Consider the following 15,008-nt stretch of genomic DNA (forward strand, 5'->3'; position numbering starts at 1 on the left):
GCCACAGACAGGCAGAAGGAGCCATAGATGCACTAGTACAGTACGGGCATGAAGGTCGAGCCGCCCTACCTCCGGATCGCCGGGGACATCCGCCGCCGCATCACCTCGGGCGAGCTCGCTCCCGGTGATCTCGTCCCCTCCACACGCCTCATCACCCAGGAGTGGGGCGTCGCGATGGCGACGGCGACGAAAGCTCTCGCCGCGCTGAACCGCGAGGGTCTGGTGCGGGCCGTGCCCGGAGTCGGCACGGTGGTCGCCGAGCCCGGACGGGAGCGCTCGGCCCCGCCCGGCCACGGCCTCACTCGCGAGCGCGTCATTCGCGCCGCGATCACGCTCGTCGACGCGGAGGGGCTCACCGCGCTCTCCATGCGGCGGCTCGCGACCGAGTTCGACACCTCCACCATGGCGCTCTACCGCCATGTCCCGAGCAAGGGCGAGCTCGTACGGCTGATGTCGGAGGCGGTGTTCAGCGAAGAACCGCCGGGACCACGACCGACCGGCTGGCGTGCGCAACTGGCGCTGGAGGCACGGTGGTTGTGGAGTCTGTACGAGCGCCATCCCTGGCTGGCGCGGGCCATGGCCGCCCTCACCCGGCCGATGGCCTCACCTCATGCGATGCGGTACACCGAGCGGGTCCTGAGCGTTCTGCGCGGACTGAGGCTCACGCCGTACGACATGATCCATGTCCACCTCACTCTCCTCGGGTACGCCCAGGGTGTCGCGATGGCCATCGAGCTGGAGTCGCAGGCGCGGCAGGACACCGGGATGACACCCGAGGAGTGGATGGCGTCCAACGAGCCGCGGATGGAGGCGATCCAGGCGACCGGGGCCTATCCGGTGCTGTCGACCCTCTTCGACCAGGACGAATTCGACCTCGAACTCGGCACGCTCTTCGAATTCGGGCTCGAGCGGATGCTGGACGGAGTCGAGGCGCTCATCGGGCGACCCCGGACGCCCTGACGTGCGTGCGTCTCACGCACCGTGCGGGCCGTGATGCGCGATTCGGATGCGCCGCAGGATCCTGCGCAGGCGGCGTACAGGATCCGACGACGTGAGGTGCGGCGACTCGTGCCGACTCGTCAAGGGCACCTGTGGCATGAGAAAGGTCGATCCGGCCGTGTCCATGACGCAGAACGGCGTGCCGCCCATGTCTTCCACGAGGACGCGGAAAGGCCGGGGAGGCTCCTCGGGCAGCTCCGCGGCCAGGATCGTGACGCCTTTGGCGCGGCCCGGCCGGTAGGCAACCACTTTGCCGTCCACCAGGACCTCGATGCCGGCCGCGGGCCGTCCGAGCTGGACGCTGACGGAATGCCCGTGCTGATCGACGTGAAAGCGGTGACCGCGGGTCATGGCGTACCTCCACGGGCGGTACGGGGCGTCCTGCTTCCAGGGTACGCAGCGCCCCGGAGGAGGGCGTCCTGAGACCGGCCCGCGACGGCCCACAGCTCAGGTGAGCGCCCCAGCAGCGTTGCATGCTCACACCGCATCGCAGTTCTGCGGTGCGTGATGGTATCGGCCCATGGACAACCAGCGGCGCATCCTCATCGTGGCCTACGACGACGCGCAGATACTTGACATCGCCTGCCCCAGCGGCGCACTGGACATCGCCAACCGGTACGGCGCCACCCCGCCCTACACCATCGAGCTCGGCACCCTCGGCCGCCGTGCCGCTCGTAGTTCGGCCGGGATCGTGCTCGGGGCGGGGCGCGGGCTGGAGGCGGTGACCGGACGGCTGGATACGTTGATCGTCGTCGGCGGAGCCGGGTACGAAGACGCGGCGGCGGACGGGCGGCTGCTGGCACAGGTCCGGCGGCTGGCCGAGCGCAGTCGGCGCGTCGCCTCCGTCTGCACCGGCACCTACGTGCTCGCCGCCGCGGGGCTGCTGGACCACCGGCGGGTGACGACACACTGGGGTTACGGCGAGCAACTGGCCGCCCGCCACCCCGCGGTGGCCGTTGACGTAGGGCCGCTCTACATCCGCGACGGCAACGTCTACACCTCCGCCGGGGTCACCAGCGCACTCGACCTGACGCTGTCTCTGATCGAGGACGACCACGGGCCGACCCTCGCCCGCGCCGTCGCACGCGAACTGGTCTCCTACCTGCACCGGCCCGCCGATCAGGCCCAGATCAGCATGTTCCTGGCCGCCCCACCGCCAGGGGACCGGCTCGTACGGGACCTCGCCGGCTACATCGCCGGCCACCTGGCCGAGGACCTGACGCCCGGGGTGCTGGCGGCCCGGGCGGGGGTGAGCCCCCGGCATCTGACCCGCCTGTTCACCGCGCATCTCGGCACGACTCCGACACGGGCCGTGCGGGCGGCCCGTACGGAAGCGGCAGCCCATCTGGTGCGGTCGAGCGGGCTGCCGCTGGCAGCGATCGCGCGTCGTTGCGGGTTCGGGTCGCCGCAGACGCTGCGGCAGGCATTCCTGGATCACTATGGGGTCGGCGGAGACAGGATTCGCAAGATGCCGGACATGCCACGAGCGCACGTACCGTCGGCACAGAAGACTCCTGTGCCATGACGAATTCGACGACACGCAGGGCTCTCCTCCGCGGGACCGTGGCCACTGCCGCGCTCGCCACCGCAGGCGTCTCCCAAGCCGGGGTCGCACACGCCGAACGGCCTGGTGGCGCGGGGCTGGACATCGGAATCCTGCTGTACGACGGCTACAGCCTGCTGGACCCCACCGGCCCCGCCGAGGTGCTGTCCCGGCTGCCGGGTGCGAACGTGACGATGATCGCCGAGCGGCGAGGACCGGTCCGAACGGACACGGGCGACGTGGCCGTAATGGCCGAGCGATCCATCGCCGAGGTCAATCGCCTGGACGTCCTGCTCGTGCCGGGCGCCGGCAACCGCGGCACGGTCGGGGCGATGGAGAACCAGGCGCTGCTGAGCTGGATCCGCCGAATCGACCGGCACAGCCGGTGGACGACCTCCGTCTGCACCGGGACGCTGGTGCTCGCCGCGGCGGGCCTCCTGAAGGGGCGACAGGCAACGACGTACTGGGCCTCCGCCGACTATCTGCGGTCCGAGTTCGATGTGACCTACCTGCCTCAGCGCTACGTGCGTTCGGGGAAGATCATCACGGCGGCGGGGGTCTCGGCAGGTCTGGACATGGCCCTGTACCTGGCGTCCCTGATCGCCGGGGACACCACGGCGAAGGCAATCCAGCTGGCCATCGAATACGACCCGCACCCCCCGTTCAACTCCGGCAACGCAGCGGACGCAGCCCCCCAACTCAAGGAACTGGCACAGCGGTTGCTGGCCGAATCCCAGGTTTGACGGGCCTCGGGACGAAGGGTTCGCGCCCCGCTCCAACTGCACACGCGGTGGGGTTAACCCAACCCCGGAACCTACGGTCAGCCCGATTGCCTGCCCGGTGTGCCCTTCCTACGGTTGACCTATGTCGATCAAGCAGCGTCGGATCACCCGCCGGGCAGCGACCGGTCTCCTCACACTCACGGTCGCGCTCCTCGCGGCCCTCCTCCCAGCGGCCGGATCGGTGGCCGCCGCCCAGCCCTCCCGGCTGCAACGGGACGCCGATGCGCTGCGCGACGCCGGGGTCACCGGCGTCTCCGTCAGGCTCGAAACGCCTCACGGCGTGCGTACGGTCCGCAGCGGGGTCGGTGATCTCAGCACCGGGTCGCCTGTGCCGAAGGACGGGTACGTGAGGATCGGCAGTACCACGAAAACGTTCGTCGCCACCGTGCTGCTTCAGCTCGTTGGTGAGGGACGGCTGTCACTCAGCGACACAGTGGACACATGGCTGCCCGGGGTGGTCCGGGGCAAGGGAAACGACGGGCGCCGAATCACACTGCGCCAGCTTCTCCAACACACCAGCGGGTTACCCGACTACACCAAGGACGTCGTCCCGGATCTCAGCGCCCGGGGATACCGCAAGCACCGCTGGACGACGTACACCTCCGAGCAGCGGATCGCCTTCGCGATGAATCACCCGCCCACCTTCGAGCCCGGTGCGCGCTGGGAGTATTCCAACACCAACTACGTCCTCGCCGGCATGGTGATCAAGGCCGTCACGGGCCATTCCTGGGAGCAGGAGGTCCAGGCCCGGATCCTGCGCCCGCTGCGGCTCACGCACACGCTCGCACCGGGCAACTGGCCGTTCCTGCCCCGCCCGCACGCCCGCAATTACCAACAGTTCGAGCCGGGCGGGACGATGACCGACACCACAGTCGCGTACCTGCCCTTCGACGGGGATGCCGACGGGGCGCTGATCAGCACGACGGCGGACACCGACAGGTTCTTCACTGCGCTGGTACGAGGGAAGTTGCTGGCCCCCGCCGAGCTCGCGGAGATGCAGCGGACCGTCAGTGTGCCCGATGACCACGGCGCTCCTGCGGGCACGCGCAACGGTCTCGGCCTCAGCTGGACGCCGCTGTCCTGCGGCGGCGGGTACTGGGGACACAGCGGCAACGGTTTCGGGTACATGGTGTGGCCCGCCGCGACGCCGGACGGGCGGGCCACCGTAACCGTCTCCGTACACAGCAGACCGGGGGACCAGGGCACAGCCATCAGCCAGATACGAGGCATCACCGACCTGGTCGACCACGCCTTGTGCTCCGCACGCCAGGGCAGCAGCCGGTGACGGACGGTTCCCCACAGAATGGAGGCAGTCAGCCGAGGCGGCGGACGGGCGAGCCCGCGAGGATTGGGCCACTTCGTACGGCCACGACCTGGCGGTGAACTTGCTGCGAGCCCACATCGGCTCCGATCCGTCACTCTCCCCCCGCCGCGGAGTGCGGTTCGGTGCCTGGTGGTGGTGACACCAGGCTCAGCGCACCCTGCCGTGCTGCCGCGCCGTATACCAGGATGGCCGGCATGAACCAACGCACAACCTTGATCACCGGTGCGACGCAGGGCCTGGGGCGCGGCATCGCACTCGACCTCGCCGCACGTGGCGGCACCGTCCTGTTGCACGGTCGCGACCGTGACCGTCTCGATTCCGTCGCGGCGGAAGTACGGGCTGCCGCTCCCGGCGCCACCGTCCGCACCTACCTCGCCGACCTGGCCGACCTCGACCAAGTGCATGCGATGGCCGCCCGGATCCGTGAGGCCGAACCCCGGCTCGACGCGCTCGTCAACAACGCCGTCGCGGGCGGTGGCGCCGAGCCGCTTCGGCGGGAGCTGAGCCGCCAGGGGCACGAACTGCGGTTCGCCGTGAACCACCTTGCCCCGTATGTGCTCACCCGAGACCTCCTTCCGACGCTCACCGCGTCGGCGCCCGCACGCGTCGTCAACGTCGCCTCGATCGGCCAGGAAGCCATCGACTTCGACAACGTCATGCTGGAGCGGGAGTACGAGGGCCTGCGCGCCTACTGCCGAAGCAAACTAGCGATGATCATGGCGACCTTCGAGCTGGCCGCCGAACTGGACGGCACCGGCGTCACGGTGAACACCCTTCACCCGGCCCACCTGATGGACACGAACGGGGTCCGCGAGTACGGCCTCACTCCGGCCACGAGCATCGACGAGGGGGTACGGCCAACCGTACGCCTGCTCATGGATCCGGACCTCGAGTCCACCACGGGTCGCTACTTCAACCAGTTCACCGACACCCGAGCACACAACCAGGCGTATGACACCGACGCCCGTGAACGCCTGATGAATCTGACCCGCACCCTCATCGGCTGAAGAGTTATTTGCATACGAATGCTGTTGGATTTCGCACCGCTCTGCCGCGCGCGGGCGTACGACAGCGCGTGTCGTTTCTCGCACCGTGTCGCGATAACTTCGAGTGCCCCCGGTCTCACCCGTTCAGGGCAATTCCCAATGCCGGTACGGACGGGATGGTGGGTGAGCAATGGAGCGAAGGTGCCGGGATTCAACAGATGGGCGCTCAGCTCCCGCTTTTAAGACGGAAGGAGACCTCATGGCCACTTCGTCCTGGCGGAAGACTCTCACTCACGGTGCATTGGCGGCGGCTCTGGTAAGCGTCATGCTCTCGGGTACCGCTCATGCTGCCCCACCGGCCGTCCCGACCGGACCCGTCGTAATCACCAATCACGCGCACACCAACTACCTGATCCCCGACGACACCGTCGGCAACAACGGCACCTACCTGCAGGTGTACTACCGGGCCGACCACCCCTTCTCGCGTGCGTTCCAGTTCGAGGCCGTGACGGGCGAGGACCGGGTCTTCCATTGGAAGAGCGCCAGGACCGGCACCTGCGCCGAGGCCACCGGCGACGCCGGCACCTACGTATACATGCGCAACTGCACGACGAAGAAGGCCCAGTGGTGGAGGCTCAGTTACATCAGCGGCACGGACAGGTGGGTCCTCAGCCCCTACTTGGAAGAGGGCGTCGCCGTAACCGGCACGTACGGCGACGACAACGTCGCACCCCTGCGTGAACTGCCCAGCCGCGAGACAGCAACCGCTTCTCAGCAGTGGCACTTCACGCCGCAATAGCCCCCCGCCCCTGGCACCGCAACGGTGCTCGTAGTGATGAGGCTGCAGCCGCATGGGCTGCAGCCTCATCGCGTGCCGTGCGCTTGGCGGCGCATGGTGTGTTGGCCGGGACGCCGCAGCCGTCGGTGAATATGGTTTCGATGAGACAAGCGATCTCCCGCACCGCTTTGACAGTCGGCGTCGGCAGCCTGAAGCGCACGAAATCGGGAGAACCGTGGACCTGGAAAGCATCACCGATGAGCTGTACGCGCTGCCGCCGGCCGACTTCACCGCAGCCAGGAACGAGCGCGTGGTCGCGGCCCGCAAAGCAGGTGACCGCAAACTGGCCGGACAGATCCAGGCCCTGCGGCGCCCAACGCTCTCGGCCTGGGCCAGCAACCTGCTTGTGCACCGGCAACCGGACCAGGTCCAGCCACTGATCAGCCTCGGCGAAAGCATGCGCCAGGCCCACCGTGATCTCGACGGCGAGCAGCTGCGCGAGCTCAGCCGTCAGCAGCACGCCCTGGTCGCCACCCTGGCCCGGCAGGCGCGCCAGCTGGCGGCAGACGCCGGCCAGGCAGTCAGCGAGGACGTCCAGCACGAAGTGGAGGCCACACTGCACGCGGTGCTGGCTGACGCGGAAGCCGCGCAGGAATGGGCCGCGGGCAGGCTGATCAAACCGCTCAGCCCACCGGTCGGATTCACGAGTGCCACCACCCCGGATTCCGTGCCGCACAAGGCTCCCCGCCCGTCGCCCTCGCCCTCGCAACCCACCGACCGGCGTGCCCGCGCCACCGCCCCCAAAGTCACGGACCAAGCACGCAAAGAGCAGCGCGCAAAGCTCGCCCAGGCCAGGCAGGACGCGAAGACAGCCGACCAGCAGGCACTGGCCCGTGAGGAGGAACTGACGCAGGCGGAGACGGAGAAAGAGCGCGCCGAGGCTCAGCTACGAGAGGCGGAGGAGGAGGTCGCGGCGCTGGCCGAGCAGCTCAAGGAGGCCAAGGAGCGCCGCAAGGCCGCCCTTGACGGTGCCCGCGAGGCAAGGGACCGCGCCCGCGAAGCGGCCACCGAAGCCCGCGTCGCACGCCGCCACGCCCAGGAGACAGCGGCGTACGCAGAGCAGCTGGCGGACAACGACGCGTAAGGGACTGCATGCGCTCGCGCGGCCGGTGAAACCGGCCGAGAGTGCGGCGCAGACGTCGGACGAGGTGCGCTCCGGACCGTCGGGTGCCGGAGCGCTGAAGGTGTTTTCAGGCGGGCGTGACGTTTTCTGCCTGCGGGCCCTTGGGTCCTTGTGTGACGTCGAACTGGACCTTTTGTCCCTCATTGAGCTCGCGGTATCCGCTACTGGCGATGGCCGAGTAGTGCACGAATACGTCCGGTCCGCCGCCGTCCTGCTCGATGAACCCGAAGCCCTTTTCCGCGTTGAACCACTTCACAGTGCCCGTGGCCATGTCGTTCTCCCTGATGAATAGCGCGGGCACTGGCGAACAAGAACGGCACGTCAGCGCGACGCCTTCGAACCACCGACGTAGCGGTGCGTGGCCTCCAGGATATGACCAATCACCCCAAATATGCGTTTGTGGTCTCTTTTCCAGACTTCTTCAGAAGTAGCTCCGCGATTCCGCCACGCCTAGGTCGCGGGGCCCCGGCCGTCCGCCGGGGCGCTCGCTGCGGCGCTCTCCCCCTCGGTGTCCACACGCGGCAGCAGCCGGTCCAGCCAGCCCGGTGTCCACCAGGCGGCCTTCCCCAGGAGGGTCATCGCAGCGGGCACCAGGAGCAGGCGCACGATAGTGGCATCGACGAGGACGCTCGCCGCCAGCCCCAGGCCGAGCATCTTCACCACAATGTTGTCGCTGACGATGAAGGCCGCGAAAACGCTGACCATGATCAGTGCCGCACACGTGATGACCCGCGCGGTGATCTCCAGGGCGTGCGCGACGCTCGCCCGGGGGTCCCCGGTGCGCAGCCACGCCTCGTGCACGCGGGAGAGCAGGAAGATCTCGTAATCCATGCTGAGCCCGAAGACGATGGCGAACATCATCATCGGCACATAGCTCTCGATCGGCACCTCGCCCGAGACGCCGAGCGCCGGACCGCCCCAGCCCCACTGGAAAACCGCCACCACGACCCCGTAGGAGGCCGCGATCGACAGCACGTTGAGTACGGCCGCCTTGACCGCGACGAGCACTCCGCGGAAGACGGCCAGGATGACGATGAAGGCGAGGCCGACGACAACCGCGATGATCAGCGGCAGCCGGCTGGAGACGATGTCCAGGAAATCCACCTGGGCGGCGGTCGTGCCCGTCACATAGGTATCGGCGTCGGTACCGGATACCGCCTGCGGCAGTACGTCGTCCACGAGACGATTGACCAGGTCGGTCGTCTTCTCGTCCTGCGGAGCGGCGACCGAATACGCGGTGCCGATCAGTACATCGCCGTCCGACGTGGGCTTCAGCGGGGTGATCGTCGCGGCGTCGGGCACCTTGCTCAGGGCGTTCTGCGCCGCGGTGGCAAGCGAGGCACGGTCCGCCTGCGGGACATCGGTCTGGTCGATGACCAGTGTCAGAGGACCGTTCGACCCAGGCCCGAAGGCCGAGGACATCAGATCGAAGGCACGCCGGTCGGTGAAGGACTTGGGGTCGGCCCCGTCGCCGATGTGCCCGAGCTGGATCGACAGCAGGGGGATCGCGAGGACGGCCAGGACTACGACACCGGATGCCATGAACCACCAAGGGCGGCGCTCCACGCGCTGGGCATAACGGTGCCATGTGCCGTGGGCCTCCTCGCCGGGCTCGGCGTCGGTCTCGGCAACGGGCTTGCGCACGCAGTACCTGTCGATCCGTCGGCCGACCAGCCCGATCATCGCCGGTACCAGAGTGAGCGCACCAAGCACGGCCGTGACCACGGTGACAGCGGCGGCCAGGCCGAGTTTGCCGATGAAGCTGATCCCGGAAACCCACAGGCCCGACAGGGCGATGACGACCGTGCAGCCGGAGACCAGCACAGCCCGGCCACTCGTTGCCGTCGCCATCCCGGCCGCGGTCACGGGATCTCGTCCGTTCATCAGGTTCTGGCGGTGCCGGGTGATGAGGAACAGCGCGTAGTCGATGCCGACGCCGAGACCGATCATCGTGGCGAGCGTCGGCGAGACAGTGGCGAAGGTGAACGCCGCGGCCAGCAGGCCCAGGAGAGCCAGTCCGCAGATGACGGCGATCAGCGCCGTCAGCAGCGGCAGCCCCGCCGCCACCACGCTGCCGAAGCCGAGCAGGAGCACCAGGATCGCCACGCCGAAGCCGATGGCCTCGCTGGCCCGGTCGTCGGGCTTCGGACGGGCCAGTTCGCCGAGCGGGCCCCCGTACTCCACCTCCACATCGGCCGCGCGCAGCGGTTGGACCGCTGTATCCACCCCGTCCAGGTAGGACGACCCCAGCGTGGAGGGCTGTACGTCGAACCGGACGGTGATGTACGCCGTCTTGCCGTCGGTGGAGTACGGGCCGACGTTCTGGGTCCCGGCGGGCGGCGTCGTACCGGGGGCGGGGAGCGGGTTCTGCGCGCTGAGCACATGGGGCAGCTTCTGAAGGTCCGTCACCACGGTCGCGACCTGGCTGCTGACGTCGGTGAGCGGCTTCGATACATCGTGCAGCACGATCTGGGCGCTGTAACCGCCGGCGGTGGGTTCATGCGCCTTGAGGACGTCGAGACCGTCCTGCGACTGGGAACCGGGCAGGGTGAAGTCGTCCGAGTAGTCGCCGCCGTGCGTTCGGTCCAGCGCCTGGAAGCCCCCGAGTGCGGCCAGCCAGAGGACGATGACGGTCACGAAGTGGCGGGCGCACCATTCGCCGATGCGCCGCAGCATGCCATTGGGGCGTGGATCCGCGGCGCGCTCGGCTGCGGGCTGTGGCGACGATGGCATGCGTTCTCCCGACGACCACCGGCGGTTCCGCCACGGTCCATGGGTGCTCTCACGCGTGGCTCCCAGGAGCGACGCACCGTACCAACGACATTGAAAGCGGCGTCGGCCCGCGCGGCACGCCCACCGGGGAGAACGGGTGAACACGAGGGGCGGTCCGCCGAGGGCTGCGGCACTCCCCCAGCCTGTTCGCGGGGCTGCTCGACCACGACCGGGGCGGTCACTTCGCGATCACCGAGGAACTTGACCGTGCCGAAGCGTGATGCCGGAGGAATGGCTGCCGCGCCCAGGTCGACTCCATGGCCGGCGCGCTGATTTGACGATACGTCAGGTCACCTCGTCGTCACCGTATCGCTTCCCCTCCGTCCTCGCGTGCACGATGATCGGTTCATGGTCGCGGCGTCCGCCCCAGAGAGCGAGGCAACAGATGGCACTCGTGCCCCACGAGCCCACCGCAGGCGTGACTGGTGTCCCCGTGGCGCATCAGGTTCCGCAAACATCTGTCCCCCGCACGCCCGGCCGGGCTTAAATGTGATCCTGAGCGGCTCGCCGACGGCCACTGCGCCCCGCAGCGCGCGGTTCGCCCAGCGTATGTGGGAGGTGTAGAAAGAGGTCATGGCCGGACGCAACCGCCGCCCGCGCTCGGTTCTGAGGATGCGAACTGTCGCTGGCCAGGTCTTTCTCCTGCAGGTGGCGATCGTGGTCCTGCTCGTCGCCGCCGCCATCGCGGTGCTCGTACTGCAGTCCCGGAGCGACAGCGAACGCGAGGCGCGCAACCGGTCGGTCGCCGTGGCCGAGACCTTTGCGAATTCGCCCGGCATCGAAGAAGCGCTGCAGAGCCCCGACCCGACCGCGGTGCTGCAGCCGCGCGCCGAGGAGGCCCGTAAGCGTTCCGGAGTCGACTTCATCGTCGTACTGAACCCGGACGGGATCCGCTACACCCACCCCTTGCCCGACCGGATCGGCAAGAAGTTCGTCGGCAATCTGGAGCCGGCTCTGGCCGGCACCGTCGTCACCGAGAAGATCACCGGGACCATCGGGCCCCTCGTGCAGGCCCAGGTTCCCATCACCGGCAGCGACGGCGCGGTCATCGGTGTGGTCTCCGCCGGGATCACCATCGAGAAGGTCAGCGGCGTCGTCGAAGAGCAAATTCCCCTGCTGCTCGGTTCCGCCGCAGGGGTGCTGCTGCTCGCCACGGGCGGGACCGCCCTGGTGAGCAGGCGGTTGCGCCGCCAGACCGGCGGCCTCGGTCCCGCCGAGATGACGCGGATGTACGAGCACCACGACGCGGTCCTGCATGCCGTACGGGAGGGTGTTCTCATCGTCGGCGGCGACGGGCGGCTGTTGCTCGCCAACGACGAGGCACGCCGACTGCTCGACCTCCCGGCCGAGGTCGAAGGGGCCCCCGTCGCCGATCTGGGGCTCGACCCGGAGACCGCCCGGCTGCTGGCCTCCGGAAGGATCGCGACCGACGAGGTCCATCCGGTCGGAGACCGCCTGCTCGCCGTCAATCAGCGGACCACGGACCAGCACGGCGGGCCGCCCGGAAGCGTCACGACCCTGCGGGACACCACCGAGCTTCAGGCACTCACCGGCCGGGCGGACGTGGCGCGGGGGCGCCTGAAGCTGCTGTACGACGCCGGCATGGAGATCGGCACCACCCTCGATGTGGTGCGGACGTGCGAGGAGCTGGCGGAGTTCGGAGCGACCCGTTTCGCCGACTACGCCACCGTCGATCTGGTGGAGGCCGTACTGCGCGGCGAGGAGCCGGCGGCCACGGGCGCCGGTGCGGGCACGGACATGCGCCGTACAGCTTTCAGCGGCGTCCGCGAGGACACCGCGCTCTACCCGCTCGGTGAGCTGATCCGCTTCGTGCCGTCCACGCCGCTGGGTTCCGGCCTCGCAAAGGGTGAGGCGGTCCTGGAGGCGGATCTGACCGCCTTCTCCGGCTGGCAGGAACAGGATCCGGAGCGGGCGGCGCAGCTCGTCGAGTACGGCATCCACTCGATGATCGCGGTTCCGCTGCGCGCCCGCGGTGTCGTCCTGGGCCTGGCCATGTTCTGGCGCTCGGCGAAACCCGAGCCGTTCGAGGAGGAGGATCTCTCCGTCGCCGAGGAGCTCGTCGCGCGCGCCGGGGTGAGCATCGACAACGCCCGACGCTACACGCGCGAGCACACCATGGCAGTGACACTGCAGCGCAGCCTGCTGCCGCGCGGCCTGCCGGAGCAGAACGCCATCGACGTCGCCTACCGGTACCTGCCCGCGCAGGCCGGCCTCGGCGGGCTCGGTGGTGTCGGCGGGGACTGGTTCGACATCATCCCGCTGCCCGGCGCCCGCGTGGCACTCGTCGTGGGCGACGTCGTGGGCCACGGGCTCCATGCCGCCGCCACGATGGGCCGGCTGCGTACCGCGGTCCACAACTTCTCCACCCTGGACCTGCCGCCCGACGAACTGCTGTGGCACCTCGACGAGCTGGTCGTCCGCATCGACCAGGACGAGGGCAGCGACGATGCGGACGCGGGTGTCACCGGAGCCACCTGCCTCTACGCGATCTACGATCCTGTAACCGGGCACTGCACCATGGCGCGGGCCGGCCACCTCCAGCCCGCGATCGTCCGGCCGGACGGCACGACGGTCTTCGCCGATGTGCCCGGCGGCCCTCCGCTCGGGCTCGGCGGCCTGCCCTTCGAGACGCTGGACCTGCATCTGCCCGAGGACAGCCGCCTGGTCCTGTACACGGACGGGCTGGTCGAGGACCGGGACCGGGACATCGACGAAGGGCTGGCGCTCCTGCGCCGTACGCTCGACGACAACGCCGACCGGACACCGGAGGAAACCTGCGAGGCAGTGCTCGGCGCGCTGCTGCCCGAGCGCCAGCGCGACGACATCGCACTGCTCGTCAGCCGAACCCGCTTGCTCGACGCCGGCCAGGTAGCCGACTGGGACGTGCCGCCCGACCCTTCGTCCGTGTCCAAGGTACGGGCCGCGGTCACCCGCAAGCTGGCCGAATGGGGCCTGGAGGAGGAGACGTTCACCACCGAGCTGATCCTCAGCGAACTGGTCACCAACGCCATCCGCTACGCCACAGGGCCGATCCGCGTACGGCTGATCCGTGACCGCACACTGATCTGCGAGGTCTCCGACCGCAGCAGCACCTCTCCGCACCTGCGGCAGGCGGCGACCACCGACGAGGGAGGCCGAGGGCTGTTCCTCGTCGCGCAGTTCGCCGACCGCTGGGGGACCCGGTACACCGCGGACGGCAAGGTCATCTGGACGGAGCAGCCACTGGGGGGCGGCCAACCGCCGGACATCGCGCGTGCGTACGGGCTGTGAGTGGCGATCCGCAGGGCTCGACGGACCGAATGCAACGTCAGGTGTCGGCCGGGCGGTGGCGGATGCTGGCGGCGAGAACCGCCACATCGTCCTCGGCGTGCTGGGCGTCCAGCCGGTCCAGTACTTGGTCGAGCAGTTCCTGGATGCCGGCTCCGGGTGACAGGCGCAGGGCGGCCAGCCGGTGCAGTGAGACGTCGATGTCCTCGTGGCGGCGCTCCACCAGGCCGTCGGTGAACATCAGCAGGGTTTCGGCGGGGGTAAGGGCCCGGGTGGCCATCTCGTAGCCGCCCAGGCCTGTGCCCAGCGGGGGGCCGACAGGCAGGTCGAGCAGGCTGCCGGTGCCCTCGGTGGTGAACACGGCCGGGGGCAGGTGCCCGGCACTGGCGAGTGCGGCGTTGCCGCGCGCCGGATCGACGCGGACGAGCAGACAGGTGGCGGGGCGGCGGGTGCCGTCCTCTGCGACGGCGGCGTCCAACTGGCGCAGCACGCGGTGGGGTGGCAGATCGGTGGAGGCGACGTACCGGAGCATGGAACGGTATGCGTTCATGTCGACTGCCGCGTCCAGGCCGTGGCCCATGACGTCGCCCATGACGAGCAGGGTGCGGCCGTAGTGCAGGCGTACCGTCTCGAACCAGTCCCCGCCCACGAGGGAGCTGCCGCCGGCCGGGAGGTAGCGGGTTGCGAGATCAAGGTTGGGGTGGGGACGGGCCGGCTCGGCCAGCAGAGCCCGCTGGAGGTTCAGCGCCGTGCTCCGGGCCTCGGCGTAGCGGTGGGCGTGTTCGAGGTGTACGGCCGCCAGGCGTGCCGCGTAGTGCATGGTGGCCATCTCCTGGTCGGTGAAAGCGGCGTCGGCACGGATGGCCAGTACCACCCCGTGCAGACGGCCGTGTGCGAGGAGCGGCACCGATACGGCTGTCAGGGGTACGCCCGCCGGCGCAGTGGTCGAGGCGGTGATCGGCTGGCCTTCATCCATCGCCCGGACCAGCATGTCGCCCTGAGGAGTGCGGGCCTCCAGCAGGCCGCTCCGCCCGGCCGTCGCGACGCGCGAGAGTGATCGGTCAGAGGCAGGCCGCTCGGAGCGGGCGTCTTGCGGCAGCAGGTCCACCGCCGCGGCGTCGCACAGGTACCGGCACAGGAATGCGGCCAGTTCCGCGCAAGTGGTCTGGTCGTGAAGGGTGGTGCCGATCGCCTCGACAGCATGCTCCATCAGCGCGAGCCGGTCCTCGAGGCGGGCGACCGGAGCGCGCGCCTCGTCGGCAGACTCACCGTCCCCGCTCATCGAACGCCACCTCCGCGGTCGCACACACCCCCGCCTGCAGTCGGGCGTTCGACCAGCCATATCAACAGCCA

General features: G+C 69.3%; 12 protein-coding genes. 8 read left to right on the plus strand and 4 right to left on the minus strand.

Translation table 11 applies throughout. From position 1 onward, the window contains the following. Nucleotides 1-48 precede the first annotated feature (48 nt). Nucleotides 49-960 carry a TetR/AcrR family transcriptional regulator C-terminal domain-containing protein gene (locus J7I98_RS18005; protein ID WP_214921733.1) on the plus strand — a complete coding sequence of 304 codons (912 nt, stop codon included), beginning with the start codon at nucleotides 49-51 and terminating at the stop codon, nucleotides 958-960. A gap of 12 nt (nucleotides 961-972) precedes the next feature. Here the strand turns inward: J7I98_RS18005 and J7I98_RS18010 are convergent, their stop codons facing one another. Continuing rightward, nucleotides 973-1,350 carry a hypothetical protein gene (locus tag J7I98_RS18010; protein WP_214921734.1) on the minus strand — a complete coding sequence of 126 codons (378 nt, stop codon included), beginning with the start codon at nucleotides 1,348-1,350 and terminating at the stop codon, nucleotides 973-975. A 169-nt stretch (nucleotides 1,351-1,519) separates the two neighbouring features. Between J7I98_RS18010 and J7I98_RS18015 the strand changes: the two genes are divergently transcribed. The 6 genes from J7I98_RS18015 to J7I98_RS18040 all read left to right on the plus strand — a co-directional run bounded on the left by J7I98_RS18015 (nucleotide 1,520) and on the right by J7I98_RS18040 (nucleotide 7,556). After that, nucleotides 1,520-2,524 (plus strand): GlxA family transcriptional regulator, encoded by a 1,005-nt coding sequence (locus tag J7I98_RS18015; RefSeq protein ID WP_214921735.1) that lies wholly within the window; start codon nucleotides 1,520-1,522, stop codon nucleotides 2,522-2,524. Next, nucleotides 2,521-3,285 (plus strand): DJ-1/PfpI family protein, encoded by a 765-nt coding sequence (locus tag J7I98_RS18020; protein WP_214921736.1) that lies wholly within the window; start codon nucleotides 2,521-2,523, stop codon nucleotides 3,283-3,285. Before J7I98_RS18015 ends, J7I98_RS18020 begins: the two co-directional genes overlap by 4 nt. A 121-nt stretch (nucleotides 3,286-3,406) precedes the next feature. Further along, nucleotides 3,407-4,609 (plus strand): serine hydrolase, encoded by a 1,203-nt coding sequence (locus J7I98_RS18025; RefSeq protein ID WP_214921737.1) that lies wholly within the window; start codon nucleotides 3,407-3,409, stop codon nucleotides 4,607-4,609. Nucleotides 4,610-4,842: 233 nt separating this feature from the next. Then, nucleotides 4,843-5,655, plus strand: coding sequence for an SDR family NAD(P)-dependent oxidoreductase (locus J7I98_RS18030; RefSeq protein ID WP_214921738.1), 813 nt, complete (start codon nucleotides 4,843-4,845; stop codon nucleotides 5,653-5,655). A gap of 304 nt (nucleotides 5,656-5,959) precedes the next feature. Continuing rightward, on the plus strand, nucleotides 5,960-6,433 hold the full coding sequence (locus J7I98_RS18035) for an RICIN domain-containing protein (RefSeq protein WP_214921739.1): 474 nt from the start codon (nucleotides 5,960-5,962) through the stop codon (nucleotides 6,431-6,433). A 214-nt stretch (nucleotides 6,434-6,647) separates the two neighbouring features. Further along, nucleotides 6,648-7,556, plus strand: coding sequence for a hypothetical protein (locus tag J7I98_RS18040; protein ID WP_214921740.1), 909 nt, complete (start codon nucleotides 6,648-6,650; stop codon nucleotides 7,554-7,556). 106 nt (nucleotides 7,557-7,662) lie between these two features. On the opposite strand, the gene J7I98_RS18045 is transcribed toward J7I98_RS18040, so the two are convergent. Together J7I98_RS18045 and J7I98_RS18050 are read right to left on the minus strand one after the other, a co-directional pair. Continuing rightward, nucleotides 7,663-7,866 (minus strand): cold-shock protein, encoded by a 204-nt coding sequence (locus J7I98_RS18045; RefSeq protein ID WP_214921741.1) that lies wholly within the window; start codon nucleotides 7,864-7,866, stop codon nucleotides 7,663-7,665. Between the two features lie 179 nt (nucleotides 7,867-8,045). After that, nucleotides 8,046-10,328, minus strand: coding sequence for an MMPL family transporter (locus J7I98_RS18050; RefSeq protein WP_214921742.1), 2,283 nt, complete (start codon nucleotides 10,326-10,328; stop codon nucleotides 8,046-8,048). Between the two features lie 612 nt (nucleotides 10,329-10,940). Between J7I98_RS18050 and J7I98_RS18055 the strand changes: the two genes are divergently transcribed. Continuing rightward, the gene (locus tag J7I98_RS18055) at nucleotides 10,941-13,658 is read left to right on the plus strand and encodes a SpoIIE family protein phosphatase/ATP-binding protein (RefSeq protein ID WP_214921743.1); all 2,718 of its coding nucleotides are present in this window, start codon (nucleotides 10,941-10,943) and stop codon (nucleotides 13,656-13,658) included. Between the two features lie 37 nt (nucleotides 13,659-13,695). Here the strand turns inward: J7I98_RS18055 and J7I98_RS18060 are convergent, their stop codons facing one another. Then, nucleotides 13,696-14,937, minus strand: coding sequence for a PP2C family protein-serine/threonine phosphatase (locus J7I98_RS18060; protein ID WP_214921744.1), 1,242 nt, complete (start codon nucleotides 14,935-14,937; stop codon nucleotides 13,696-13,698). Nucleotides 14,938-15,008: the final 71 nt, after the last annotated feature.

It is taken from the genome of Streptomyces sp. ISL-98, assembly GCF_018614055.1.
Classification (GTDB): Bacteria; Actinomycetota; Actinomycetes; order Streptomycetales; family Streptomycetaceae; genus Streptomyces; species Streptomyces spiramyceticus.